This is a genomic window from Novosphingobium beihaiense, assembly GCF_022832375.1.
Lineage (GTDB): Bacteria > Pseudomonadota > Alphaproteobacteria > Sphingomonadales > Sphingomonadaceae > Novosphingobium > Novosphingobium beihaiensis.
This window is the reverse complement of the sequence record NZ_JALHLG010000018.1, coordinates 63426-86547: the sequence shown is the minus strand read 5'-3', so window position 1 is coordinate 86547 and position 23122 is coordinate 63426. Positions and strand designations below refer to the sequence as shown.

25 protein-coding genes are annotated in these 23122 nt (G+C 66.1%); 17 read left to right on the top strand and 8 right to left on the bottom strand.

From position 1 onward, the window contains the following. The first annotated feature begins 17 nt into the window (after positions 1-17). On the top strand, positions 18-1352 hold the full coding sequence (gene miaB, locus MTR66_RS13320) for a tRNA (N6-isopentenyl adenosine(37)-C2)-methylthiotransferase MiaB (RefSeq protein WP_243921836.1): 1335 nt from the start codon (positions 18-20) through the stop codon (positions 1350-1352). A 6-nt stretch (positions 1353-1358) separates the two neighbouring features. Here miaB and MTR66_RS13315 read toward each other — a convergent pair whose 3' ends face one another. After that, the gene (locus MTR66_RS13315; RefSeq protein ID WP_243921834.1) at positions 1359-1898 is read right to left on the bottom strand and encodes a hypothetical protein; all 540 of its coding nucleotides are present in this window, start codon (positions 1896-1898) and stop codon (positions 1359-1361) included. A 213-nt stretch (positions 1899-2111) separates the two neighbouring features. Between MTR66_RS13315 and MTR66_RS13310 the strand changes: the two genes are divergently transcribed. Both MTR66_RS13310 and MTR66_RS13305 read left to right on the top strand, forming a co-directional pair. Beyond that, entirely contained in the window at positions 2112-3131 is a 1020-nt protein-coding gene (locus tag MTR66_RS13310) for a PhoH family protein (protein WP_243921832.1), read from the top strand. Between the two features lie 90 nt (positions 3132-3221). After that, on the top strand, positions 3222-3482 hold the full coding sequence (locus tag MTR66_RS13305) for a hypothetical protein (RefSeq protein WP_243921830.1): 261 nt from the start codon (positions 3222-3224) through the stop codon (positions 3480-3482). Between the two features lie 93 nt (positions 3483-3575). On the opposite strand, the gene MTR66_RS13300 is transcribed toward MTR66_RS13305, so the two are convergent. Beyond that, entirely contained in the window at positions 3576-3851 is a 276-nt protein-coding gene (locus tag MTR66_RS13300) for a GIY-YIG nuclease family protein (RefSeq protein ID WP_243921828.1), read from the bottom strand. 183 nt (positions 3852-4034) lie between these two features. Here MTR66_RS13300 and ybeY point away from each other — a divergent pair, with 183 nt between their 5' ends. The 4 genes from ybeY to MTR66_RS13280 all read left to right on the top strand — a co-directional run bounded on the left by ybeY (position 4035) and on the right by MTR66_RS13280 (position 7257). Beyond that, entirely contained in the window at positions 4035-4526 is a 492-nt protein-coding gene (gene ybeY / locus MTR66_RS13295) for an rRNA maturation RNase YbeY (RefSeq protein ID WP_243921826.1), read from the top strand. Positions 4527-4549: 23 nt separating this feature from the next. Next, a complete protein-coding gene (locus MTR66_RS13290; RefSeq protein WP_243921824.1) occupies positions 4550-5470 on the top strand; it encodes a hemolysin family protein in 921 nt (306 codons plus the stop codon). A gap of 67 nt (positions 5471-5537) precedes the next feature. After that, complete coding sequence (locus tag MTR66_RS13285; protein WP_268740487.1) at positions 5538-6422, top strand: LysR substrate-binding domain-containing protein; 885 nt, start codon at positions 5538-5540, stop codon at positions 6420-6422. Positions 6423-6504: 82 nt separating this feature from the next. Beyond that, the gene (locus MTR66_RS13280) at positions 6505-7257 is read left to right on the top strand and encodes a DUF2059 domain-containing protein (protein ID WP_243921820.1); all 753 of its coding nucleotides are present in this window, start codon (positions 6505-6507) and stop codon (positions 7255-7257) included. 78 nt (positions 7258-7335) lie between these two features. On the opposite strand, the gene MTR66_RS13275 is transcribed toward MTR66_RS13280, so the two are convergent. After that, positions 7336-7803, bottom strand: coding sequence for a peptidylprolyl isomerase (locus tag MTR66_RS13275; protein WP_243921818.1), 468 nt, complete (start codon positions 7801-7803; stop codon positions 7336-7338). Between the two features lie 189 nt (positions 7804-7992). Here MTR66_RS13275 and mgtE point away from each other — a divergent pair, with 189 nt between their 5' ends. Beyond that, on the top strand, positions 7993-9453 hold the full coding sequence (mgtE, locus tag MTR66_RS13270) for a magnesium transporter (protein WP_243921816.1): 1461 nt from the start codon (positions 7993-7995) through the stop codon (positions 9451-9453). Between the two features lie 9 nt (positions 9454-9462). Here the strand turns inward: mgtE and MTR66_RS13265 are convergent, their stop codons facing one another. Next, on the bottom strand, positions 9463-9852 hold the full coding sequence (locus MTR66_RS13265; protein ID WP_243921814.1) for a hypothetical protein: 390 nt from the start codon (positions 9850-9852) through the stop codon (positions 9463-9465). 91 nt (positions 9853-9943) lie between these two features. Here MTR66_RS13265 and MTR66_RS13260 point away from each other — a divergent pair, with 91 nt between their 5' ends. The 3 genes from MTR66_RS13260 (at position 9944) to MTR66_RS13250 (ending at position 11772) form a co-directional block, all read left to right on the top strand. Further along, the gene (locus MTR66_RS13260; protein ID WP_243921812.1) at positions 9944-10339 is read left to right on the top strand and encodes a DUF1489 family protein; all 396 of its coding nucleotides are present in this window, start codon (positions 9944-9946) and stop codon (positions 10337-10339) included. A gap of 97 nt (positions 10340-10436) precedes the next feature. Continuing rightward, a complete protein-coding gene (locus MTR66_RS13255) occupies positions 10437-10904 on the top strand; it encodes a carboxymuconolactone decarboxylase family protein (protein WP_243921810.1) in 468 nt (155 codons plus the stop codon). Then, the gene (locus MTR66_RS13250) at positions 10891-11772 is read left to right on the top strand and encodes a sigma-70 family RNA polymerase sigma factor (RefSeq protein ID WP_327194505.1); all 882 of its coding nucleotides are present in this window, start codon (positions 10891-10893) and stop codon (positions 11770-11772) included. Before MTR66_RS13255 ends, MTR66_RS13250 begins: the two co-directional genes overlap by 14 nt. A gap of 34 nt (positions 11773-11806) precedes the next feature. On the opposite strand, the gene MTR66_RS13245 is transcribed toward MTR66_RS13250, so the two are convergent. Then, positions 11807-12559, bottom strand: coding sequence for a LytTR family DNA-binding domain-containing protein (locus MTR66_RS13245; protein ID WP_243921808.1), 753 nt, complete (start codon positions 12557-12559; stop codon positions 11807-11809). Between the two features lie 163 nt (positions 12560-12722). Here MTR66_RS13245 and MTR66_RS13240 point away from each other — a divergent pair, with 163 nt between their 5' ends. Further along, on the top strand, positions 12723-13730 hold the full coding sequence (locus MTR66_RS13240) for an alpha/beta hydrolase family protein (RefSeq protein WP_243921806.1): 1008 nt from the start codon (positions 12723-12725) through the stop codon (positions 13728-13730). A gap of 191 nt (positions 13731-13921) precedes the next feature. Here the strand turns inward: MTR66_RS13240 and nudC are convergent, their stop codons facing one another. Genes nudC through mutY form a run of 3 tightly spaced genes read right to left on the bottom strand, consistent with a single transcriptional unit; the run spans position 13922 to position 17203 of the window. Further along, positions 13922-14821, bottom strand: coding sequence for an NAD(+) diphosphatase (gene nudC / locus MTR66_RS13235; RefSeq protein WP_243921804.1), 900 nt, complete (start codon positions 14819-14821; stop codon positions 13922-13924). Then, positions 14818-16134, bottom strand: coding sequence for a serine hydrolase domain-containing protein (locus tag MTR66_RS13230; RefSeq protein WP_243921802.1), 1317 nt, complete (start codon positions 16132-16134; stop codon positions 14818-14820). The genes nudC and MTR66_RS13230 overlap by 4 nt, the downstream gene beginning before the upstream one ends. Before the next feature lie 4 nt (positions 16135-16138). Next, entirely contained in the window at positions 16139-17203 is a 1065-nt protein-coding gene (gene mutY, locus MTR66_RS13225; RefSeq protein ID WP_243921799.1) for an A/G-specific adenine glycosylase, read from the bottom strand. A 29-nt stretch (positions 17204-17232) separates the two neighbouring features. Here mutY and MTR66_RS13220 point away from each other — a divergent pair, with 29 nt between their 5' ends. From MTR66_RS13220 to MTR66_RS13200, 5 genes are all read left to right on the top strand, one after another. Beyond that, positions 17233-17787: a DUF721 domain-containing protein gene (locus MTR66_RS13220; protein ID WP_243921797.1), complete on the top strand. Its 555-nt coding sequence runs from the start codon at positions 17233-17235 to the stop codon at positions 17785-17787. Continuing rightward, positions 17787-18536, top strand: a complete 750-nt coding sequence (locus tag MTR66_RS13215) for a DsbA family protein (RefSeq protein WP_243921795.1) — start codon at positions 17787-17789, stop codon at positions 18534-18536. Before MTR66_RS13220 ends, MTR66_RS13215 begins: the two co-directional genes overlap by 1 nt. 115 nt (positions 18537-18651) lie before the next feature. Further along, positions 18652-19410, top strand: coding sequence for a DsbA family protein (locus tag MTR66_RS13210; RefSeq protein WP_243921793.1), 759 nt, complete (start codon positions 18652-18654; stop codon positions 19408-19410). A 26-nt stretch (positions 19411-19436) separates the two neighbouring features. Then, positions 19437-22874 carry a chromosome segregation SMC family protein gene (locus MTR66_RS13205; RefSeq protein WP_243921790.1) on the top strand — a complete coding sequence of 1146 codons (3438 nt, stop codon included), beginning with the start codon at positions 19437-19439 and terminating at the stop codon, positions 22872-22874. Beyond that, on the top strand, positions 22871-23122 hold the full coding sequence (locus MTR66_RS13200) for a hypothetical protein (protein WP_243921788.1): 252 nt from the start codon (positions 22871-22873) through the stop codon (positions 23120-23122). The genes MTR66_RS13205 and MTR66_RS13200 overlap by 4 nt, the downstream gene beginning before the upstream one ends.

Here is a 23122-nt window from a genome sequence, read left to right as displayed (position 1 = left end):
GCGTGTACGGGCGCGCGATGCGTCCTAACCAGATTCCCAAGACCTACCGGGTCAAGAGCTTCGGCTGCCAGATGAACGTCTATGACGGCGATCGCATGGCCGAACTGCTGGCCGAACAGGGCATCGCGCCCGCCCCCGAGGGCGAGGATGCCGATCTCGTGGTGCTCAACACCTGCCACATCCGCGAGAAGGCGGCCGAGAAGGTCTATTCCGATATCGGCCGCTTGCGGCGCGAGGATGGCTCCAGCCCGCTGATCGCCGTCGCCGGATGCGTCGCGCAGGCGGAGGGCGAGGAGATCATGGCGCGCGCGCCATCGGTGAAGATGGTCGTCGGCCCGCAGGCCTATCACCGCCTGCCCGAGATGATCCGCGATGCCTCCGCCGGCCAGCGCGTCACTGATACCGACATGCCCGCCGAGACCAAGTTCGGCGCGCTGCCCAAACGCCGCCGCTCGGGCCCCACCGCCTTCCTCACCGTGCAGGAAGGGTGCGACAAGTTCTGCACCTATTGCGTGGTGCCCTATACGCGCGGCGCCGAAGTCTCGCGCCCGCACGCGGACCTGATCGAGGAAGCCAAACGCCTCGTCGATGGCGGCGCGCGCGAAATCACGCTGCTGGGGCAGAACGTCAATGCCTGGACTGGCGAGAACGCGAAAGGGCAAGCCATCGGCCTAGACGGGCTGATCCGCGAACTGGCGGAAATTCCCGATCTGGCGCGCATCCGTTACACGACCAGCCACCCCAACGACATGACCGAGGGGCTGATCGCCGCCCATGGCGAAGTGGCCAAGCTGATGCCCTTCCTCCACCTGCCGGTGCAGGCGGGCAACGACCGGGTGCTGAATGCGATGAACCGCAGCCACACGGTGGAAAGCTATCTGCGCATTCTGGAGCAGGTCCGCGCCGCGCGGCCCGATATCGCGCTTTCAGGCGACTTCATCGTCGGCTTCCCGGGCGAGAGCGATGCCGAGTTCGAGGATACGCTGAAACTGGTCGATGCCGTGGGCTATGCCCAGTGCTTCAGCTTCAAGTATTCGCCGCGCCCCGGCACGCCCGCCGCGGCGATGGACGCGCAGATTTCGGCCGCCGTGATGGACGAGCGGCTGCAGCGCCTGCAGGCCGCGCTCAACCGCGATCAGCTCGCTTTCAACACGGCCAGCGTGGGCAAGACCTGCGATGTGCTGGTGGAGCGCAAGGGCAAGCATCCCGGGCAGTGGCTGGGCAAATCGCCCTGGCTGCAATCGGTCCACTTCACCGGCGAGGCACAAGTGGGCGATCTCGTGCGCGTGGAACTGACCGAAGCGGGGCCGAATTCGATATCGGCGAAGCTGCTGGAAACCGCGCCCGCCTGACCTGCGCTATTCGACTGGCTTGAGCGGTTCGAGCGGGATCAGTTCCCTCCCGATCGAATCGGTTTCCTCTGCCGGCGACACGGTGGGGTTATCGGGATAACCGCTGCCGTCGAACGCCAGGCGCACGATATGCGCGGGCACGCCGCCGCCCGCGATGGTGACGGCCAGGTCGCGCCAGCCGTTGCTCTTGCTGTCCAGCACGCCCACCGGAAGCTGCACCACGCTGAGTTCGCTGACCTTGCGAAACTGCAAGCCATCGCGCTTCAGCACCACGAGATTGCAGCCGCCCGTCCCGCACATCATCGGCCCGCCGACATAAGCGAGAACCTCCGGCGTGCCGTCGCCATCGAGGTCGGTCTCGGCCTGGGCATAGAGCAGCTTGCCCATGTCCTGATAATTGGCCTTGATCCAGTTTTCGGCGCTCTGCTTCACCGGCTCTTCGCTGGGCTGGGCGGTGGGCCCGGCATCCGGTTCGCTCTTCTTGCAGCCTGCCAGCGCGAGGATCGCCGCCAGAGGCATAACGAGGATATTCAGCCGCTTCATCATGCCAGCAGGTTAGGCCTGCCCGTCAGAAAACCGCAAGGAAAATGGACGCATGCCGCCACGTTCCGCCCCGGTTGCAGCCCGGCCCGGCCCCGATCCGGCCCGCAGAGACGCGCCAGACTTATCCACTGCCCCGCGCCGTAGTATGGCTTGCGCACGCCAGCCATGACCGTATCTATAAATACAGGAACAATTCCTTCGTTTCGAAAGGAGCACATGGCCCGAAAAGCAGCCCGTGCCGATAATACGGCGCAGTTCCGCCCCGAGACCCATCGCCGGGCGCGTGTCGAGGTTGAGTTCGACGAACCGACACTGCTGGGGGCCCTGTTCGGCCAGTTCGACTCCAATCTCGTGCAAGTGGAAAACCGGCTCGGCGTCTATATTTCCGCGCGTGGCAACAAGATCCAGGTGGAAGGGCCCGAGGATGCCGTGGCCCGCACTCGCGACACGCTCAAAGGCATGTATCACCGGCTGGAAATGGGGCAGGATCTTGATTCCGGCGCCATCGAATCGCTGATCGCCATGTCCTCCGAACCCACACTGGAAGGCATCATTTCCGGCGATGCGGGCGCGCCGCCGATCATGATCCGCACGCGCAAGAAAACGATCGTGCCGCGCTCGGCCACGCAGATCGAATATATGCGCGCGCTGGCCAAGGCCGACGTGATCTTCGCGCTCGGCCCGGCGGGCACCGGCAAGACCTACCTCGCCGTGGCCCAAGCGGTTTCGCAATTGATGACCGGATCGGTGCAGCGCCTGATCCTCTCGCGCCCGGCCGTGGAAGCGGGCGAGAAGCTGGGCTTCCTGCCCGGCGACATGAAGGACAAGGTCGATCCTTACCTGCGCCCGCTCTATGACGCTCTCTATGATTGCATGCCGCCCGAACAGGTGGAGCGCCGCCTGGCGGCGGGCGAAATCGAGATCGCGCCCATTGCCTTCATGCGCGGCCGCACGCTGGCCGATGCCTTCGTCATCCTCGACGAAGCGCAGAACACCACGCGCGAACAGATGAAGATGTTCCTCACCCGCTTCGGCCAGAACAGCCGCATGGTGATCTGCGGCGACCCGCGGCAGGTCGACATCCCCGGCGGCGACCGCATGAGCGGCCTTGCCGACGCGGTGGAACGGCTGGAAGGCGTGGAAGACATCGCCGTCACCCGCTTCACCGCCGCCGACGTGGTGCGCCATCCGATCGTGGGGCGGATCGTCGAGGCGTATGAGAGCAAGGCGGAGTAGTCGCGGCTGAAACGGCGCTTCCCGGGCCTGCATTCGCTATCTTGCCCTTTCATGCTTTGCATTGCGGTCATCGCACGATAGGCGCGTCTGATGATGAACATCCCCTGGGATCAGCCCGCGACGCTGATCGATCTGGACGGCAAGACACCGATCATCGGCACGATCTTCGATTGCGCCACGCACTTCTCCCTGTTCAAGCCCTTCGCCAAAGCGCAGGCGCGCGTGCTGCTGACCCGTCCGGCTTTCCGGCCGGGCCAGAAGACCCGCACGTGGGTTCTCAACCCGGACGAAATCGAAATGCTGGCCCAGAAATGGGCCGCTGAAATCGAGGAAGCGCTGAAGCCCGACTGACGGGCGAGGCATCCGGGCGCGGGGGATACGAAGGCAGACGAATTCAAAAACTTCGTCGTCACATTGCGGAATCGGGGCCCGTTTCCTTGCGCCTTACACAACGCCTCCGAGACACTCGAACATATCCTCCCAATCCGGGTTCATCGTCTCGATCAGCCGGATTTTCCAGTCGCGCCGCCATTTCTTGATCGCCTTTTCCCTCCGGATCGCATCTTCGATTTCGTCATACCGTTCCGCATAGACAAGGCGGGTGAAGCCGTACTGGCGCACGAACCGGGAGCCAGTGCCCTCCCGATGTTGCCAGATGCGGCGTTGCAGATGCGCGGTGACGCCGGTGTAGATGCCGCCACGATAGCGGTCGCTCGTCATGTATAGCCAGCCGCCTTTGGGCACTGCATCGTCCTGAAGAAAAGCGGGGCCCCCGCCTTCGCGGGGGCGACGGAGGTGTTTTGCGGATGGGAAGCCTTTGTCGGCAAATTAATTCACCGTCATCCCCGCGAAGGCGGGGATCCCGCTTCTCTTCTCCCTGCCGCATGAGTAAAGCCATCCCCGATGACCCTCGAAATCGATATCGAAGCCCCTTGGCCCGCTGGGACCGACTGGGCCGACCTTGCCGAAGGTGCACTCGAAGCGCTCCAGCAGGCCGCCCCCGAACTCGGCAATCCGCGCCTGATCGCCAGCGTGCTGTTCACTTCGGACGCGGAAGTGCACGTCCTCAACCGCGAATGGCGGGCCAAGGACAAGCCCACCAACGTGCTTTCCTTCCCCATGCTGGAACGCGCGGACCTGCTCGATCTAGCCCCCGACGGGCCGCCGGAAATGCTGGGCGATATTGCCCTGGCGCATGAGACTTGCACGCGCGAGGCGGCGGAAAAGGGCGTTTGCGTGGAGCACCACGCTGCCCACCTGATCGTCCACGGATTGCTCCATCTGGCCGGCCACGATCACGAGATTTCCGATGCCGATGCCGAGGCAATGGAAGCACTTGAAACAAAGGCTCTTGCGATTCTGGGCATTGCCGACCCATATGGGGACCGAACTTAGACTTCAGGGGATAACCAGATACGATGGCCGACAATGGCCGCCACACCGAGACCGGCTCGGGAGAAGGCGACAGTAGCGGCACGCTTTTGCGTGTCATCAAGAGACTGTTCCATCCCGAAGGCGATCAGTCGCTGCGCGCGCAGATCGAGGATGTCATCAACGAGCACGAAGGCGAGGCGGACGGCGAAAGCCCCGCCAACGGCGACCTTTCGCCGCTCGAACGCCAGATGCTGCGCAACCTGCTGCATTTCAGCGAGCACGATGCCGACGACGTGGCGATCCCGCGCGGTGAGATCATCGCGCTGCCTGCCTCCGCTTCGTGGGAAGACGTCGTCGAGGCCTTTGCCGAGCATGGCCATTCGCGCATGCCGGTCTACGGCGAATCGCTGGATGACGTGAAGGGCATGCTCCACATCAAGGACGTGTTCTCGCACCTCGCGCGCGGTACCCGGCCGGATGACTGGATCACGCTGCTGCGCCAGCCGCTCTATGTGCCGCAATCGCGCGGCGCGCTCGACGTGCTGGCCGACATGCGCGCCCAGCGCGTGCACCTCGCCGTGGTGATCGACGAATATACCGGCACCGACGGCATCATCACCATCGAGGATCTGGTCGAGGAAATCGTCGGCGAGATCGAGGACGAGCACGACGATGCGCCGGAAGACCTGCTGGTCCCGCTGGAAGACGGCGTGTGGGAAGCCGATGCCCGTGCCGAGCTGGAAGACGTGGCCGAACGAATCGACCCGCGCCTTGCCGAAGTGGAAGAATCGGTCGACACTCTGGGCGGCCTGACGTTCGTGCTGGCCGAAAAGGTGCCCGAAGTCGGCACCGTGCTCACCCACCAGAGCGGCTGGCAGATCGAAGTTATCGACGGGAATGAGCGTCATGTGACGCGTTTGCGCCTCCATCCGCCACAGTGGGACTTGGAAAACGCGGCGGATTAGCGCACATATGGTTGCATGATCTGCATCGCAGATTGCGTATCCAGCAACCCCGACGAAAAGACGAATCTTGCCTGTACGCCGACTCCCCCCCCTGCGCGCGCTTGAAGCTTTCGTGCGTGTTGTCCGCCTCGGTTCCGCCAAAGCCGCGGCCAATGAACTGGCGCTGTCCCCCTCCGCCCTTTCGCGCCGCGTGGCCGCGCTGGAGGATTTCACCGGAAAGCGCCTGTTCACGCGCCAGCACCAGTCGATGAAGCTGACCGACGAAGGCCAGGCCTTCTACAACGCCATCGGCCCCAAGCTGGAAGAGCTGGCCGAAGCGGTGGAAGCCCAGATCGACCGCGGGCAGGTGCTGCGCCTGCATCTGGGCGTGCCTTCGCTGTTCGGCGGCCAGCGGCTGTTCCCGCGCCTGCCCGAACTGCGCAAGCTGCACCCGCGCCTGCACATCGACATCGACACTGCCGCCCATTCGGAAGACCGCGTGGGCGACACGCTGGACGCGGCAATCGTGCTGTCCAAGGAACCCGATCCCGCGTTCTACCGCATCCAGCTCGATCACAACAAAGTCTACGGCATCGTCTCGCCCGACATGGCCGCCGAGATCGGCCCGGTGCCGGATGAGAAATCGCTGTCGAAGCAGACCTTCCTGATCCATCAGGACCTGCCCGAAAGCCTCGATGCCTGGAAGAAGGCCATCGGCATGCCCGGCCTGGAGCCCGCCGCGATCGACAAGTTCGATTCCGGCCAGCTGGTGCTGGAAGCGGCGGCACAGGGCCTCGGCATCGCGATCATGCACGACGATCACTTTCGCCGGTCGCACGACAACCGGCTGGCCCGCCTGTTCGATATCGATATCGAAAGCCCCTACCGCTACTGGTTCATCTGCAAGCCCAAGGCGCTGGAATCCCGCCCCGTGCGGATCTTCCACGAGTGGCTGCTGCAGGCCGCTCTCTGACCGGGAAGATTGTCGCAGTTTTACAATGAATTGATAGTATCCCCCGCCAATCGAGGCTCCCCTGCCCCCTTGGAGAATTACCATGTCCCGGCTCTTCGCTGCTCTTTCTGTGCCCGCCCTGCTTGCGGCCGCTCCTGCCCTCGCTGCCGAAGCGGCTCCTGCCACAGCCCCTGCCACAGTCAGTGAAGTTCCGGCCGATCCGGCACGCCTCGCCGCCGCGCGGCAGACGGTCGACTATGTCTTCCCCGCAGGAACCTACGCCCGGATCATGAACGGCACGATGGACAAGATCATGGATTCCATCATGGATTCCATGCTCAAGATGCCACTCAAGGATCTGGCCGGGATCGGCGGTGTCGATACCAGCAAGCTCAGCTCGGCCTCGATGGCGGAAATCATGGAGATCTACGATCCCTCCTACAAGGAGCGGACAAGCATCATCACGCATACGATGATGTCCCAGATGGCCGGGATCATGACCGAGTTCGAGCCGGACATCCGCGACGGGCTCGCCCAGGCCTATGCCGAGAAGTTCGACGTGAAGCAGCTCGGCGAACTCAATGCCTTTTTCGCCACACCCACGGGCAAGGAATATGCCGCCGATTCCTATCTGATCATGATGTCGCCGCAGGTCATGGCAAAGATGCAGGCCTTCATGCCGAAGATGATGAAGCAGATGCCCGCGATCATGGAAAAGGTGAAAACCGCCACCGCCGACCTGCCCAAACCGCGCAAGTTCGCTGATCTCAGCAAAGCGGAAAAGACGAAGCTGGCCAAAATCCTCGGCCTTTCCGAAACCGAGCTGGAAAAGCAGGAAGCGGCCAGGGGGCAGTAAGTCCCCGGCCACGAAACCCGCATCATGAAAAAGGGCGGCCCTTGCGGACCGCCCTTTTCTGTTCGCCTGCGAAAGGGATCAGCCTTCCGAAACGGTCGCTTTGACGATCGTGCCCGGCTCGCGCGGCGGCTCGCCCTTGGGCAGCGCGTCGACCAGTTCCATGCCTTCGACCACCTGGCCCCAGACGGTGTACTGCTTGTCGAGGAACGTAGCGTCGTCGAACACGATGAAGAACTGGCTGTTGGCCGAGTGCGGCGCGCTGGTGCGGGCCATCGAGCACACGCCGCGCACATGCGGCTCGGCGTTGAATTCGGCCTGCAGGTCGGGCTTGTCCGAACCGCCGGTGCCGGTGCCGTGCGGGCAGCCGCCCTGCGCCATGAAGCCGGGGATCACGCGGTGGAACTTCACACCGTTGTAGAAGCCTTCGCCTGCCAGTTCCTTGATCCGCTCGACATGGCCGGGGGCCAGATCGGGGCGCAGCTTGATCTTGACGTCGCCCTGGCTTTCGCCGGTGTCGAGGGTGAGCGTCAGAAATTCGTCGGCCATCATATATCTCCTGTTGCCTGCCCCCGGCCAGGGGCGCGGATCGTCTTGGCGCCCGATATAGGGCCCATGCCGCCAATGTCACGTTTTCGATAGGCCCCGCCCTCACTCCCGGCGGAAATCCCCCGGACCATTTCCACTGCGCGCCGTCCCGCTGTTGCAATTGCGAAATTGCTGCGTAGACCGGCTGCTATGGGCGATGCGGACCTCAAGGATGACGTGATCGAAGACGAGGCCACCCGCGCCGCGTCCGGACACGGCGCCGAGCCCGGTCCGGACAGCGAAGCCGAAAGCGAAAGCCACGACGAGGAAAACCGGCTGAAGGGCGAATTCGTCCGCGCCGTGAAGGACGCGCTGGACGAGGAAGACTTCGACCGCGCCTACGACCTCGTCGAACCGCTGCACCCCGCCGACATCGCCGACCTGTTCGAGCTGGTCGACGCCGACGAACGCCTGCCCCTCGCACGGGCTATCCGCGACCTCATGGGCGTCGAGGTCATTGCCGAACTCAACGACTGGGTTCGCGAACTGCTGGTCGAGGCGCTGCCCGCCGATGTCGTCGCCGACATCGCCGAACAGCTCGAAACCGACGACGCCGTCGCCATGCTGGAGGACCTCGACGAGGACGACCAGCAGGCCGTCCTCGCCGAAATGGAGCCGGAAGACCGCGCCGCCATCGAATCGGCGCTGGCCTATCCCGAGGAATCCGCCGGGCGCCTGATGAGCCGCGAATTCGTCGCGGTGCCCGAAACGATGACGGTCGGCGACCTGATAGACTTCCTGCGCGAACACCGCGAACTGCCCACCGAATTCTGGGAAGTGTTCTGCGTCGACGCGCTGCATCACCCGGTCGGCACATGCGCGCTGTCGTGGATCCTGCGCTGTCCGCGCAACATCCCGCTCTACGACGTGATGAAGCGCGACCAAACCCTGATCCCCGTCGGCATGGATCAGGAGGAAGTCGCGCTGCGCTTCCAGAAATACGCACTGATCTCCGCCGCCGTGACCGACGATTCGGGCCGCCTGATCGGCCAGATCACCGTCGACGACATCGTCCACATCATTCAGGAAGAAGCGGGCGAGGATACCCTGCTGCTCTCGGGTGCAGGTGACGGCGACATCAACGAGCCGATCCTGCTGACGGTGCGCGCCCGCCTGACCTGGCTGGTCGTCAACCTCGCGACCGCCATTCTCGCTTCCTCCGTGGTCGGCCTGTTCCAGGGCGCGATCGCGAAGTTCGCTCTGCTCGCAGTGTTGATGCCGATCGTTTCGGGCATGGGCGGCAATGCCGGCACCCAGACGCTCGCGGTGGTGGTGCGCGCGATCGCCACCAACCAGCTGACCGATTCGAACACCGTGCGGATGATCCTGCGCGAATTCCGCATCGCGCTGGCCAACGGCGCCGCGCTCGGCATGCTGACCGGGCTTGGCACCGGACTGCTGTTCGCCAACCCGCACCTCGGCGCGGTGATCGCGGCGGCCATGGTCGTGAACAACCTCGTCGCCGGGCTCGCGGGCATTCTCGTGCCGGTCACGCTCACCCGGTTCAAGGTCGATCCGGCCGTGTCCTCGGCCGTGTTTGTGACGACGGCCACCGACGTGATGGGCTTCTTCTCGTTCCTGGGCCTCGCGGTCCTTACCGGACTGGCCTGACAGGCCGGTTCAGCCCGCCCAGTTGTAACGCATCAGCGCCATCGTGAAGGCAAACAGGAACGCGTAGCCAAAGCGGTCGAGCCGCACGAGATCCTGCCCCTTCTTTGCACGCAGACGCCCCAACAGTAGCATCCCCCCGCCCGCCAGCAAGGGCGTGAGAAAGAGGTTGGCCAGCCGGAGCGCCGGATTGTGAATGGCCGAATGGGGAAAGACCACAAGGCTGATCGCGCCCGCGACAATTCCCCACAACGTGAACCCCGCGACGGCAAGACGGGGACTGGGCCTCCTCGAAAAGACCTGCCCCATCGCGTGCATTCCCATTTCGGCGAACAGTTCGACCAGGAACTGCAACAGCAGTTCGCCCAAGAACTGGAACAGGAGTTCGAAGAGAAATTCCATCGTGGTCAAGGACTAACAGGACAAGATCAGAAAGAACAAGCTGACTATCGCCACCCTTTCCCCAGCCTGTGCGATTGCCTATCTTCGCTGCATGCCGCTGCACATGACCAAGATCGCCTATTCCGCCGAAAGCCCGGCCAGCTTGCGCGCCTGGCTGGAAAGCCACCCGGACGAGGCGCTGATGACCACCCGCTATCTGCCCAAGCGGCATGAGGAGATGGTGGGCGGCTCGCTCTACTGGATTTTCGAGCATGCGCTGATCGGCCGCTCGCCCATCCTGCGCTTCACCCAGCGCGACGACGGGCGCTGGCACATCCATCTGGCGCCCAAACTGATCCCCGTCGTCACCAAGCCCAAACGCGCGCATCAGGGCTGGCGCTACCTCAAGGAGGAAGACGCCCCGCGCGATCTGGGCGACGGCGAAAGCAGCGGCGACGTGATGCCCCCTAAGCTGGCGCGCGAACTGATGAAGCTGGGGCTGGTGTAACGGTCTGAGCAAACATTTTTTCCATGACGATGTCACACCCGGCATGTCCGGCTCGTCATGCCTGCAAGCGCGCATGGTGCGCGCATGGAGACACGGCATGTTCGACCCCCGTATCAAAGACCCGCTCACCCTCGCCCCCGAAGCCACGGCGGCCATGACCGCGCTGGAATCCAGCCTTGCCCAGTCGGGCCTCAGCCATACCCTGCTGGAACTGGTGAAGCTGCGCATCTCGCAGATGAACGGCTGCGCCTTTTGCATCCACATGCATTCGGCGGACCTGCGCAGCCATGGCGAAAGCGAACTGCGCCTGGCCATGCTGCCCGCCTGGCGCGAAGCCTCGCTCTATTCGCCGCGCGAGCGCGCCGCACTCGGCTGGGCGGAATCGCTGACGCGGCTGGCCGATACCCACGCCCCCGATGCCGTCTATGCCCCGCTGGCCGAACAGTTCAACGAGAGCGAACAGGTCTGGCTGACGATGGCCATTGGCGCAATCAACACCTGGAACCGGCTGATGGCGGGCTTTCGCCAGCCGCATCCAGAGACTGAACTGCGTGCCGCGGCCTGACCGCGATACCCATGCATTCGAGGCGCTGCGTCCCCGGCTGCAGCGTCTCGCCTACCGCATGCTCGGCTCGGTGAGCGAGGCGGAGGACGTGGTGCAGGATGCCTGGCTGCGCTGGTCCGCCTCCACGGCCGCAATCGCCGAACCTGCCGCCTGGCTGCACCGCGTGGTGACGCGCCTGTGCCTGGACCGGATGAAATCGGCCCGCGCCCGGCGCGAGACCTATTTCGGATCATGGCTGCCCGATCCGCTGATCGAAGCCGCCAGCCCCGAAGACACGCTCGCCAGCGACGTGACCTATTCGCTGATGCTCGCGCTGGAACGCCTTTCGCCTCTGGAGCGGGCCGCGTTCCTGCTGCACGACGTCTTTGGCGTGCCGCTGACCGAAGTGGCCGAAAGCCTGGAGCGCAAGCCTGCCGCCGTCCGCCAGCTTGCCTCACGCGCGCGCAAACGCGTGCAGGTCAGCCAAAAGCGCCATGCCGTGGAACGCACCGAGGCGGAACGCATCGTTACCGCCTTCTTCACCGCCGTGCAGGAGGGGGACACTGCCACGCTTTCCACCCTGCTGGCCGAAGACGTGATGCTGCAGGCCGACGGCGGCGGCAAGGTGATCGCTTTCCCCAACACGATCCGCGGCGCCGGCCGCGCCCTGCGCCTGCTGACCGGCATCGCCCGCAAGTTCGGCGGCGGCGAACTGGTACAGCGCACCTGGATAGACGGACTGCCCGGCTTCATCAGCCGGGACTACGACGGGAACCTGCAAACGACGGCCGTAGACCTGCGCGGCGGCAAAGTCGTCGCGGTCTATATCGTCCGCAACCCGGACAAGCTGCGCCATATCGCCGCAGGCAGCGATACCGCCCGCACCTGATCCGTACTCACTCCTGTACCATGGGCGCGAATGCTCAATCGGGAAGCCAGCCTGCCGACCGCAGGGTAATCACGGCCGAACGCGCCACCGGCACCTGCAGCCCGTTCGAAAGGCGCAACTGCATCGAACGCGCCGTGCCCTGCACTTCGGAGACGGCGGCCCGGGCGACCCACCAGCTGCGGTGCGTCTGCAAACCCTCCACCCCGTCCATCGCTCCGATCGCGTGCTTGAGCGGCATGAGCACCATCTGCGAGCCTTCCGCGCGGTGCACCCGCACATAGTGATCCTCTATCTGCAAGGCGATGATCGTCCGGGGATCGGCAAAGGCGCCTTCCGGCTCAGGCGGCGCGGGCTCTGCTGCCGGTGCCGCGGCCTTTCCCGCGCGCTGGCGCCGCAGCCGCCATTGCACGCCGATGAGGGTGAACACACAGCCCAGAACCGCCGTCTGGCCATACCAGAGCGGCATGGCCGGAAACTTCGTCTCCAGGTGCGGCCACAGATACAGGGCCAGCGTGCGGGAGATCCACGCTTCCGGTGCGCTGGCCAGCAGCACGCCGAAGAACAGCGCCAGCCAGTCCACCACCGTGCCGCGCCAGCGCACCAGCAGGAAATGCACGGTCAGGCCATAGAGCAGCAGCCCGGCCCAGCACGTCGTCATCCAGAACAGCAGCCGCTCCGGCAAGGGCCCGTTGAGGTAGGTGCCGAACGGCCCCAGCAAAGCCAGCGCAAGGCCTCCGCATGTGGCCAGAACGATGGCGCGCACAAAGAAAGTCCAGTCCCGGTTCATCCCTTCGGTCTCTATCGCCGCCGCGCGCGAGTGTGAAGCGCCGCCCGGCAGAATGGGCCGCTTGCCGGGCCGCGTACCCGTTCGCCCATTCGCGAATGGGCCCTTGGCCACCCCCGGAAACCGCGGAAAGACAGGCCTCACATCGTCAATGGAGTTTCTGATCATGCGTTTCTTTCAGGCCCTGTTCGCGGCCATTCTGATCTGCCTTGTCAGCCCGGCCTATGCCGCTTCCGGAACTGGCCATGCCGGGTTCCAGCGCCTCACCACGCCCGATGGCGTGGAAGTGGGGGTCTGGTATCCCTCGCAAGGTGAGGAGCGGGACATCCCGCTGGGGCTCAACCGTCAACAGGTCATCCCGGGCGGCCCCGTCAGCGGAGAGCGGTTGCCGCTGGTGGTGATGTCGCACGGGACAGGCGGCTCCTTCGCCGGTCATGCCGATACGGCCGTCGCCTTGGCCAAGGCCGGTTTCGTCGTGGCGGCGCTCACCCATCCGGGCGACAACTGGAAGGATCAGAGCAAGGCCACCGAAATCGCGAACCGCCCCGCAGCGCTTTCCCGCCTGATCGACTTCATGCTCGGCGGCTGGAGCGGCCATTCGGCCATCGACGCCAGCCGGATCGGCGCTTTCGGATTCTCATCGGGCGGTTTCACCGTACTGACGGCCGCCGGGGGCATTCCCGATCTCTCGCTGATCCGCGCTCACTGCGCCGCCCATCCCGGCCGCTTCGATTGCCAGCTGATCGCCAAGCATCCCGGCGACGCCCCCGCCAAGGCCCCGAAGTCCTGGCCCGCCCGCCGCGACGCGCGGATCAAGGCGCTGGCGGTTGCCGCCCCCGCACTGGGCTTCACGTTCGCCGATGGCGGTCTCGATGCCGTGCGCATGCCCGTGCAACTCTGGCGTGCGGATGACGACAAGGTCCTGCCCCCCGCCGAATACGCCGACGCCGTGCGCGATGCCCTGCCTTCCGCGCCGGAATTCCACACCGTGCCCCATGCTGGACACTTCGACTTCCTGGCCCCCTGCGACGGCCCGGTATCCATCCCCGCCCTGTGCACCAGCGCCCCCGGCTTCGACCGCGCCGCCTTCCATCGCAGCTTCGATGCGGACGTGACCGCCTTCTTCACCCGGACGCTGGCACCAGCGCAGGCCGCAACGTCTGCTGATCAATAAGGAAGGAACGTACCGGTCAGGCCTGACCAAGCTGCCATTTCCACTCCTCCCTGTCGCGCAGCGATGGGGAGGGGGACCGCCCGCGAAGCGGGTGGTGGAGGGGGAGAAACCCCTCCGTCAGCGGCCTGCGGCGACTGCCACCTCCCCATTCCGCAAGCGGAACAGGGAGGAATTTATGTGCCGGGCCCCGCTTAAGCGCCCCGTTCCACCCACCAGCGCAGCAGGGCGTGGGCCACAGCCGTCTTCGGCGGAGCCCCGAAAGCGCGGCCCTGTTCGCCGCGCTCCGCCGCCTCCACCGCTTCTGTCACCTCTTCGCGGGTGAACCAGCGCACGTCTTCCATCTCGGTTTCATCCATCACGATGGCGGGATCGTCGGCAAAGGCGTGGCAACCGATCATCAGCGAGGACGGGAACGGCCAGGGCTGGCTGACCACGTATTCCACGTCGCGGGCGCGCACGCCGGCTTCCTCGAAGACTTCGCGCGCCACGGCTTCCTCGATCGTCTCGCCCGGCTCCACGAAACCGGCCAGCGCCGAATAGCGCCCAGCCGGAAAGCGCGGCTGGCGGCCGAGAAGCAGCTTGCCATCGTATTCCACCGTCATGATCGTGACCGGATCGACGCGCGGGAAGTGTTCGGACTTGCAGGCCTCGTTCGTGCAGGTACGCTGCCAGCCGCCCTTGGCAAGCATGGTCGCGCTGCCGCACACGGCGCAGAAACGGTGCCGCGCGTGCCAGTTCACCAGCGAGCGGGCACCGCCGTAGGCGGCCAGTTCCCCCGCTTCCAGCACGGCCATGGCATTCCAGCTCGCAGGGCCCGCATGCGGGCTGCCCGAGGGATAGGCGGGGCGCACTTCGGCGAAGCAGCCGCGTTCCCCGTCAAGGCCGAGGAACACCAGTTCGCTGTCCGGCGCCGCATCGGAGAGGCTGCCCCAGTCAAGCGTGTTGTCCGGCGTCAGCACCGGATCGAGCCCGTCCATGCGCAGCAGCCGCGCCTGCCATGTCTTGAGCGCTTCGAGCGCCGCCGGGTCGTTGCGGACCAGATCGGCGCGGTCGATATGCGAACCGGAAAAAGCGATAGCGGCGGAATTCATGCGGGTTTCACCTGTAGCAGCGAGAGGACATCGGCTTTGAGCGCGGTCTGGAATTCGGGCAGCAGATCGAGCGACTGGGGCGGCATGAACTGCACGAAAAGCTGTGAGCGCAAGGCATGGGCCATGTCCACCATGCCGATCGTGCCCGCCGCTCCGGCCCAGCCGTAAATCCCCGCTTCCGGCCCGATACCCACGCGCCCGCCCGCGCCGAAATCCGCCGGGGCCGCATCCATCGCCGGGCCCGCGACGCCCGGCGGCAGCAAGTTGCTGGTGCCCTGCCGCACGGCCGCCTCGTCCAGCACGCGGGTGCCGCCGATCGTGCCGTACTGCGCCAGCATCCGCAGGAAACGGTCGTAATCGCGCGGCGAGCTGACCAGCCCCGAACCGCCCATCGGGAACGGCGGCGGATCGAGGAACACCGAATTTTCCCCCTTGTCGATCGGGATGAAGACACCGCCCATCACACCATAGTTGGTCGTCAAGTCACCGGCATCGGCGGCGGGCACCTGAAAGAACGTTCTCGTCATCCCGCAAGGCTCGAAAATCGTTTCCTTCAGATACGCATCGAACGGCTTGCCGGAGACGACCTCGATCACCCGGCCCATCAGATCGAGCCCCAGCGAATAACTCCACTTGGTGCCCGGATCGTAGACCAGCGGCACTTCGGCCAGCCGGTCGGCAAAGGCCTCCAGACTGGGCGCCTGCGGGCCGCTGTAGATATCGGGCAGCGGCATCCGGCTCACTTGCCCGCCGGTCAGGCCTTTCTTGTTGAGCAGATCGCGGATCGGCCCTTTCTGGATGATCGCATAGCCCAGCCCCGCCGTATGCGTGAGCAGATGGCGGATGGTGATCGGGCTCCTGGCCGGATGCAGATCGGTGATCGAGCCGTCATAAGTATTCTGCACCTGCATGTGCCGGTAGCGCGGCAGGATATCGTAGAGCGGCTGGTCCAGCGCCATCTTGCCCTGCGCGATGAGCTGCATCGCCGCCATGCCGGTGACCGGCTTGGTCATCGAATAGATGCGGAACAGGCTGCCGTCCGACATCGGATCGAGGTTGAGGAACCCTTCGGTGCCTTTGGCGACGTATTCAGGCTCCTTGCCGGGCAGGCCGAGCGAGGCGACCATGCCGGGAAACTTGCCCGGCCCCACCCACTTGTCGACCAGCGTGCGGACATGGGGGAGCAGTTCCGGCTCCGCCGCCGCGAAAGCGAGCCGTGGCATCAGCGCGGCGCTCACCCCCGCGAAAGCCCCGAGCCTGAGCAGCATGCGCCGGTCGAGAACCCGTTCCAGCGCCGCACGCGATTCGATCATTAGGTCAGTCTCCGGTTCCGGCCAGCGCCAGGCTCGCCGCCTTGGCGAAAAGCGTGGGCAATCCGGCTTCGTCCAGCCGGTCCAGCGGCCACCACTCGCCGCCGCCGGGCGGCAACCTAGTCCAATCCGCCCCGAGGTAAACCGACAGATGCAGGTCGAGCCCGAAATGGGTGAAGGTGTGCGTGACTTTGCCCGCGCTTTCCCATGGCCCGGCCAGCGGCCCCTCGCCCGAACCATCCGCGCGCGCGGACCAGCCATCGTCGGGCAGCGCGCGCATGCCACCCAGCATGCCCTTGCCGGGGCGGCGCACCAGCCAGACCGCATCGCCGCGCTCGATCCAGAAAGCCTGCCCCTTTCGGGCGGGTTTGGCCTTCTTCGGCGCCTTGACCGGAAAGCGCTCGGGCGCGCCCATGGCCCGCGCCGCGCAGTGGGCGGAGAGCGGGCACAGCAGGCAGCGCGGGGCGCGGCTGGTGCACACGGTCGCGCCCAGATCCATCATCGCCTGCGCAAAGTCTCCGCTGCGCGCCTCGGGAGTGATCCCATCCGCCTTTTCGCGGATGGTTCCGCGCGCGCCCGGCAGCGCCTCTTCGATCGCGAAGAGGCGCGCCACCACGCGCTCCACATTGGCATCGACCACCACCGCGCGCCGCCCGAAAGCGATCGCGGCCACGGCCGCCGCCGTATAGGCGCCCAGCCCCGGCAGCGCGCGCAGCTCTTCCTCTGTATCGGGAAAGCGCCCGCCCCGCGCCGCGACCGCGCGCGCGCAGGCCAGCAGGTTGCGGGCGCGGGCGTAATAGCCCAGCCCCGCCCATGCGGCCATGACCTCTTCATCGGCAGCGGCGGCGAGCGCGTCTACTGTGGGCCAGCGCGCGATGAACTTTGCGAAATAGTCCTTCACCGCCGCCACGGTGGTCTGTTGCAGCATCACTTCGGACAGCCACACCCGGTACGGCTCGGGCGCGGGAGTATGGGGCGGAGACCGCCACGGCAAGACGCGCGCATGGGCATCGTACCAGGCAAGAAGATCGTGCCCAACGGCATCACAACCGGTATCCGAACTGGCATCCATGCCGCGCCTATGGCATTGCAGCGCCGGTAATGAAACGGGACGATCGCAAACAATCGGGCACCAAAAAAAGTGCCCCCTCCGGCCTCAAGCGCTACGAGCGCCCGCGCGGCGGGCAGGCCCGCGCGATTTCGGACCTCATGCCCGAAGTGGGGCGCACGGCCTTTCGCCGTTTCGGCTTCGTGCAGTCGAGCGTCGTCACCCGCTGGCCGGAAATCGTCGGGGCCCGCCATGCCCGCATCTGCAGCCCCGAATCGATCCGCTTCCCGCCCGGAGAAAAGAGCGAGGGCATTCTCCAGCTCGTCGTCGTCGCCGCGCATGCGCCGATGATCCAGCACGTGATCCCCGAAATCATCGACCGGGTGAACCGCTTCTTCGGCTACAATGCCGTGGGCAAAGTGAAGATCCGGCAAGGTGCGGTTAAGGCGCCTGCTGCTTCAAAGCCGCAGGCTGCTCCGCCTTCGCTCAAGCCGGTACCGATGGAACTGGGGGAATCGCTGCGTGATATCGGCGATCCCGAACTTCGTGCCGTGCTCGAATCGCTGGCGCGCAGCATGAGCGCAAAGAGCAATCAGGACGAGCAGTAATGAAGCCCCCCAGAATGAACACCGCGCGGCGCGCACTGGCGCCGCTTGCCCTCGCCGCCGGAGCCGCCCTGTGCATCGCCGCCACCGGAAAACCGGGCAAGAGCCTGGAAACCCCGGCGGGCAACTGGAACGGCACGATCGCCGTAACCGCCAATGGCAGCCACCGCTTCGGCAACCCCGAAGCACCGGTCAAGCTGACCGAATATGTCAGCTATACCTGCCCGCATTGCGCCCATTATCAGAAGGAATCGGCCCCGGTCCTGCGCCTCACCGTGGTTCCCAAGGGGCAGGTTTCGGTCACCGTGACCAACCTGCTGCGCAACCCGGTCGACCTGACCTTGGCGATGCTCACCAATTGCGGCGATCCCAAGCGCTTCTTCGTGCGGCACAATGCCTTTTTCGCCACGCAGGAAAAATGGCTCGCCAAGGCCGAGAAAATGACCCCGGCCCAGTTGCAGCGCTGGAATCAGGGCGAATTGCCCGAACGCATGCGCGCGATCGCCAGCGACCTTGGCTTCTATGACCAGATGTCCACCTGGGGCATCACCCGCGCCCAGGCCAATACCTGCCTTGCCGACACCGCGATGCTCGAAAAGCTGAAGGTTCAGCAGAAGGAATCGGCTGACCTCGGCATCCGCAGCACGCCCAGCTTCACGCTCAATGGCGAAGTGCTGGATGGCCATGACTGGGCTTCCGTCTCTCAGGCCATCACCGGCAAAATCGCCGAAGAACGCGCCGGAGCCATCTGAAACCCCGGAATCTGGCGGTTTAGCTGTGGAGAGAATCCCCGGCTTCCCCCTCCCCCGCTTTGTTCCATCCCAGCCCTGAGCTAGCTTTTCCCCTCTTCGCAAAGGATTCGCCACGATGACCCGCACGCCCATCCGTCAGTTCGCCCTTGGCATGCTGGCCCTGCCCCTCGCGCTTGGCCTTGCCGCCTGTGACAAGAAGGCTGACGACGGCGCGCCCAAATCCAGCGAACCGATCGCCAAGATCGCGCCTCCCGCAGGCAAGGCCTGGGCCGATGTCGTCGAAAAGACGCCCGAGGGCGGCTATCGCATGGGCAATCCCAAGGCGCCGATCAAGCTGGTGGAATATGGCGCGCTGAGCTGCTCGCACTGCGCCGAATTCGCCAAGGAAAGCTTCGAAAAGCTGCGCGACGATTACATCGCCAGTGGCCGCGTCAGCTATGAATTGCGCTATTTCATGCTCAATCCCTATGACATCCCTGCCTCGCTGCTCGCCACTTGCGGGTCGACCGAGGCGGTGATCCCGCTCAGCGAGCAGTTCTGGGCCTGGCAGCCCAACATGTTCGCGAATGTGCAGGCCGCAGGCGATGCCAAGCTCAAGGCTCTGGGCGAAATGCCCAAGGAACAGCAGATCAGCGCCATCGCCGATCTGTCGGGCATGACCGAATTCTATTCCTCGCGCGGGATCTCGCGCGATCAGGCCAAGGCTTGCCTCGCCGATACGGCCAAGGCCAAGGCACTGGCCGACCAGACCGAGAAGGCCAGCAGCGAATACGATATCACCGGTACGCCGACCTTCTTCCTCAACGGTTCGAAGATCGGCTCGGCTGTGTGGAAGGAAATCGAGGCCAAGCTGCAGGAAGCGGGCGCACGCTGATGCGCCTGCTCCGCTAAGGTCACGCGATGCGCATAAGGCGGCTCAAGCTCAGTGGATTCAAGAGCTTCGTAGAGCCCGCCGAACTGCGCATCGAACCGGGGCTGACCGGCGTCGTCGGCCCCAACGGCTGCGGCAAGTCCAACCTGCTCGAAGCGATCCGCTGGGTCATGGGCGAAAGCTCGCCCAAGTCGATGCGCGGCGGCGGCATGGAGGACGTGATCTTCGCGGGCACCGCGGGCCGCCCGCCGCGCGCTTTCGCCGAAGTGGTGCTGCAGGCCGACACCGCCCCGCGCGAGGATGGCACGCGCGAGGAGCTGGAAGTGGTGCGCCGCATCGAGCGCGGCGCGGGCAGTGCCTACCGCATCAACGGGCGCGACGTGCGCGCCAAGGACGTGGCGCTGACGTTCGCCGATGCCGCCACCGGCGCGCATAGCCCGGCGCTCGTCAGCCAGGGGCGCATCGCCGCCGTCATCGCCGCCAAGCCCGCCGAACGCCGCGCCATGCTGGAAGAGGCGGCGGGCATTGCCGGGCTCCACGTGCGGCGCAAGGACGCCGAGCAGAAACTGCGCGCCACCGAAAGCAATCTCGCCCGGCTGGACGACATCATGGCCGGGCTCGACAAGCAGGTCGCGGCGCTGCGGCGGCAGGCCAAGGCCGCCGAGCGGTACAAGGCGCTGTCCGACCAGATCCGGCTGGCCGAAGCGCGCCTCGTCTTCGCGCGCTGGCGCGATGCCGCCGCTGCCGCGGAAGCCGCGAAAAAGGAAGCGCAGGCCGCCGAGGCGCGCGTAAGCGAAGCGCAGGATGCGGCAAAAGCCGCGCAGGAGGCGCAGGCCGCCGCTGCCGAAGCGCTGATCGCGGCGCGCGACGAGCAGGCGGACCGGCGCGACGATGCCACTGCGCACGGCCACCGCATGGCCACGCTCACCAGCCAGCTCGAAGCGGCCGAACAGCGCCTCAAAGACCTCGAACGCCAGCGCACCCGGCTGGAGGAAGACCGCAGCGACGCCGACCGCATGACCCGCGATGCCGCCGAGGCACTGGCGCGGCTCGAACGCGAACTGGCGGACGGCGCCAGACAGCTCGAACGGGACGAGGCGGAGCGCCCCCGCCTCGCCAATACGCTGGAAGGCGCGGAGCGGGCCGCGCGCGCCGCCGAACTCGATCTGGCGCAGGCCACCGCCGCACAGGCCGGGGTCGAGGCCGAATGGCGCATTGCCGAGGCTGAGCGGACGCAGGCGCGGAGTCGTCTCGACCGGCTGAACGCGGAAAGTGCGCGGCTGGAAGCGCAGCTTTCCGCCCTGCCCGCGATCGACGATCTGGATGCCGCGATCGCGCAGGCCCGCAGCGAGGCCGAAACCGCCACCGCCGCGCTCGCCAGGGCACGCGAAGGGCTCGATGCGCAGCAGGCGCGCAAGAGCGAACTCATGGGCGAGCGCGATACGGCGGCATCCGCACTGGCCGGGGCCCGCGCCGATCTGACCGGCATCGAACGCGAGCACGCCGCCCTGCTGCGTGACCGGGAGGCCCGCGCCAAAGGGGCCAAGGCCGCGCATGGGCTGACGGCGGCCATCGATGCGGTGCGCGCCGCGCCGGGCTATGAGCGCGCGCTGGCCGCCGTGCTCGGGCGCGACGCCAAGGCGCCGCTTGGCAGCGTGGCGAATGCGGATGGGCGGTTCTGGACCGGGGCCGAAGCTCCTTCCTCCGTGCCTGAAAGCCTGGCCGCACATGTCACGCAGGGCCCGCCCGAACTCGCCGCGCGGCTGGCGCTGGTCCATGCCGTCTCGGAAGACGATGGACGCGCGCTGAAACCCGGCGAATGGCTGGTCACGACAGGCGGCGTGCTGCGCCGCTGGGACGGCTTTGTCGCGCGCGGCGAAGGCGCGGCGGAAGCGGCGCGGCTGGAAGCGGAAAACCGCTTTGCCGAGCTGGACGCCCAGCTTCCCCCGCTGCGCGAGGCGGTCAGCGCCGCCGAAGCGCGGCAGGCCCATGTGCAGCAGGAACTGGCCGCCCTCTCCGCCGCGATCATCGCCGCCGAGCGCGCCATTGCCGATGCCGCCAATGCCGAACGCAATGCCCTGCGCGCCGCCGATCAGGCCGAGGATACCAAGGCCCGCCATCAGGCCCGCCGCGCCGAACTGGACCGCAGCGCGCAGGATCTTTCCGAACAGAGCCAGGGCGCCGCAGAGGATCTGACCGCCGCCGAGGCCAAGCGCGCCGCCCTGCCCGATCCGGAAGCCGGGCGCGCGGGGCTGGAAGCGGCCAAGGCGAAGAACGAGGCCGCCAAGGCGAAGTTGCAGGCCGCCACCGCCACGCTGGCCGCGCACGATCAGGCGCTGGCCGTCGCGCGCGAACGCACCGCCTCGCAGCGCGGCGATATCCAGAACTGGCAGGCGCGCGCGGGCGATGCCACCAACCGGCTGGCACAGATGGCCGGGCGGCTGGAGGAGATCGAGACCGAACGCGCCGTGATCGCCGCCAAGCCCGCATCACTGATGGAGCAGATCGAACAAGGCGAAGCGGTCCGCCAGCGCCTCGCCGAAGAGCTGACCAAGGCCGAGGCCGCCGTCACCACCACCGCCGAAAACGCGCGCAAGGCCGATGCCGCGCTCGCCGCCGCGCAGGAAACGCTCGCCAGCGCCCGCGAAAGCCGCGCCGGCGCCGCCGCCCGCGCCGAGAACGAGGACGAACGCCGCGTGGAAATGACGCGCGTTTCCGGCGAGCGCTTCCAGTGCCCGCCGCCGGTCCTGCCCGAACGCTTTGCCTTCGCCTCCGCAGACGTGGGCCGCGCGGATGCGGAAAGTGCCGCCATGGACAAGCTGGTGGCCGACCGCGAACGCATCGGCCCGGTCAATCTCGTCGCGGCGGACGAATTGGCCGAGGCCGAAGCGCAACTGGGCACCAGCGTCACCGAGCAGGCCGAACTCGCCGAAGCGGTGAACCGGCTGCGCGGTTCCATCGGCAATCTCAACCGCGAAGGGCGCGAACGCCTGCGCGCCGCATTCGAGGCGGTGGACGGCCATTTCCAACGGCTGTTCCAGCAGCTCTTCCAGGGCGGCAAGGCGCATCTGGCGCTGGTCGATTCGGACGATCCGCTGGAAGCGGGCCTCGAAATCTACGCCCAGCCGCCGGGCAAACGCCTGCAATCGCTCACGCTGCTTTCGGGCGGCGAACAGGCGCTGACGGCGGTGGCGCTGATCTTCGGCCTGTTCCTCACCAACCCCGCCCCGATCTGCGTGCTCGACGAAGTCGACGCCCCGCTCGACGATGCCAATATCGAGCGCTTCTGCGACCTGCTGGAAGCGATGACCGGGGAAACCGACACCCGCTACCTGATCGTCACCCACAATGCGGTGACGATGAGCCGCATGCACCGCCTGTTCGGCGTGACCATGGTCGAAAAAGGCGTGTCGCGGCTGGTCAGCGTCGATCTTGTCGGCGCCGAAGAACTGCTGGCGGCGGAATGACGGGACCGACCGAAACCGAAATCTGGTTCGAGCAATGGCTGTGGAGCTACATGCCCTGCCACTGGAAAGGCTGGGCCATCGTAATCCTGCACATTGCCGCTGTCCTTACCATGGTAAGCCTGCCGAATCTTGCTGCCAGCCATTTCCGACAGGGATGGATAGCCCACCTGGCCATCATTCCGCTTGTAGCGGCGCTTTTCTCGCTCAACCGGATTTCCAAACGGCACTGCCGCCCGTCCGGAGGCTGA

Excerpts from the sequence above, each read along its gene's own strand:
- miaB (WP_243921836.1), top strand. The coding sequence starts at position 18 with ATGCGTCCTAACCAGATTCCCAAGACCTACCGGGTCAAGAGCTTCGGC.
- MTR66_RS13315 (WP_243921834.1), bottom strand. The coding sequence starts at position 1,898 with ATGATGAAGCGGCTGAATATCCTCGTTATGCCTCTGGCGGCGATCCTC.
- MTR66_RS13310 (WP_243921832.1), top strand. The coding sequence starts at position 2,112 with ATGGCCCGAAAAGCAGCCCGTGCCGATAATACGGCGCAGTTCCGCCCC.
- MTR66_RS13305 (WP_243921830.1), top strand. The coding sequence starts at position 3,222 with ATGATGAACATCCCCTGGGATCAGCCCGCGACGCTGATCGATCTGGAC.
- MTR66_RS13300 (WP_243921828.1), bottom strand. The coding sequence starts at position 3,851 with ATGACGAGCGACCGCTATCGTGGCGGCATCTACACCGGCGTCACCGCG.
- ybeY (WP_243921826.1), top strand. The coding sequence starts at position 4,035 with ATGACCCTCGAAATCGATATCGAAGCCCCTTGGCCCGCTGGGACCGAC.
- MTR66_RS13290 (WP_243921824.1), top strand. The coding sequence starts at position 4,550 with ATGGCCGACAATGGCCGCCACACCGAGACCGGCTCGGGAGAAGGCGAC.
- MTR66_RS13280 (WP_243921820.1), top strand. The coding sequence starts at position 6,505 with ATGTCCCGGCTCTTCGCTGCTCTTTCTGTGCCCGCCCTGCTTGCGGCC.
- MTR66_RS13275 (WP_243921818.1), bottom strand. The coding sequence starts at position 7,803 with ATGGCCGACGAATTTCTGACGCTCACCCTCGACACCGGCGAAAGCCAG.
- mgtE (WP_243921816.1), top strand. The coding sequence starts at position 7,993 with ATGGGCGATGCGGACCTCAAGGATGACGTGATCGAAGACGAGGCCACC.
- MTR66_RS13265 (WP_243921814.1), bottom strand. The coding sequence starts at position 9,852 with ATGGAATTTCTCTTCGAACTCCTGTTCCAGTTCTTGGGCGAACTGCTG.
- MTR66_RS13260 (WP_243921812.1), top strand. The coding sequence starts at position 9,944 with ATGCCGCTGCACATGACCAAGATCGCCTATTCCGCCGAAAGCCCGGCC.
- MTR66_RS13255 (WP_243921810.1), top strand. The coding sequence starts at position 10,437 with ATGTTCGACCCCCGTATCAAAGACCCGCTCACCCTCGCCCCCGAAGCC.
- MTR66_RS13245 (WP_243921808.1), bottom strand. The coding sequence starts at position 12,559 with ATGAACCGGGACTGGACTTTCTTTGTGCGCGCCATCGTTCTGGCCACA.
- MTR66_RS13240 (WP_243921806.1), top strand. The coding sequence starts at position 12,723 with ATGCGTTTCTTTCAGGCCCTGTTCGCGGCCATTCTGATCTGCCTTGTC.
- nudC (WP_243921804.1), bottom strand. The coding sequence starts at position 14,821 with ATGAATTCCGCCGCTATCGCTTTTTCCGGTTCGCATATCGACCGCGCC.
- MTR66_RS13230 (WP_243921802.1), bottom strand. The coding sequence starts at position 16,134 with ATGATCGAATCGCGTGCGGCGCTGGAACGGGTTCTCGACCGGCGCATG.
- mutY (WP_243921799.1), bottom strand. The coding sequence starts at position 17,203 with ATGGATGCCAGTTCGGATACCGGTTGTGATGCCGTTGGGCACGATCTT.
- MTR66_RS13220 (WP_243921797.1), top strand. The coding sequence starts at position 17,233 with ATGAAACGGGACGATCGCAAACAATCGGGCACCAAAAAAAGTGCCCCC.
- MTR66_RS13215 (WP_243921795.1), top strand. The coding sequence starts at position 17,787 with ATGAAGCCCCCCAGAATGAACACCGCGCGGCGCGCACTGGCGCCGCTT.
- MTR66_RS13210 (WP_243921793.1), top strand. The coding sequence starts at position 18,652 with ATGACCCGCACGCCCATCCGTCAGTTCGCCCTTGGCATGCTGGCCCTG.
- MTR66_RS13205 (WP_243921790.1), top strand. The coding sequence starts at position 19,437 with ATGCGCATAAGGCGGCTCAAGCTCAGTGGATTCAAGAGCTTCGTAGAG.
- MTR66_RS13200 (WP_243921788.1), top strand. The coding sequence starts at position 22,871 with ATGACGGGACCGACCGAAACCGAAATCTGGTTCGAGCAATGGCTGTGG.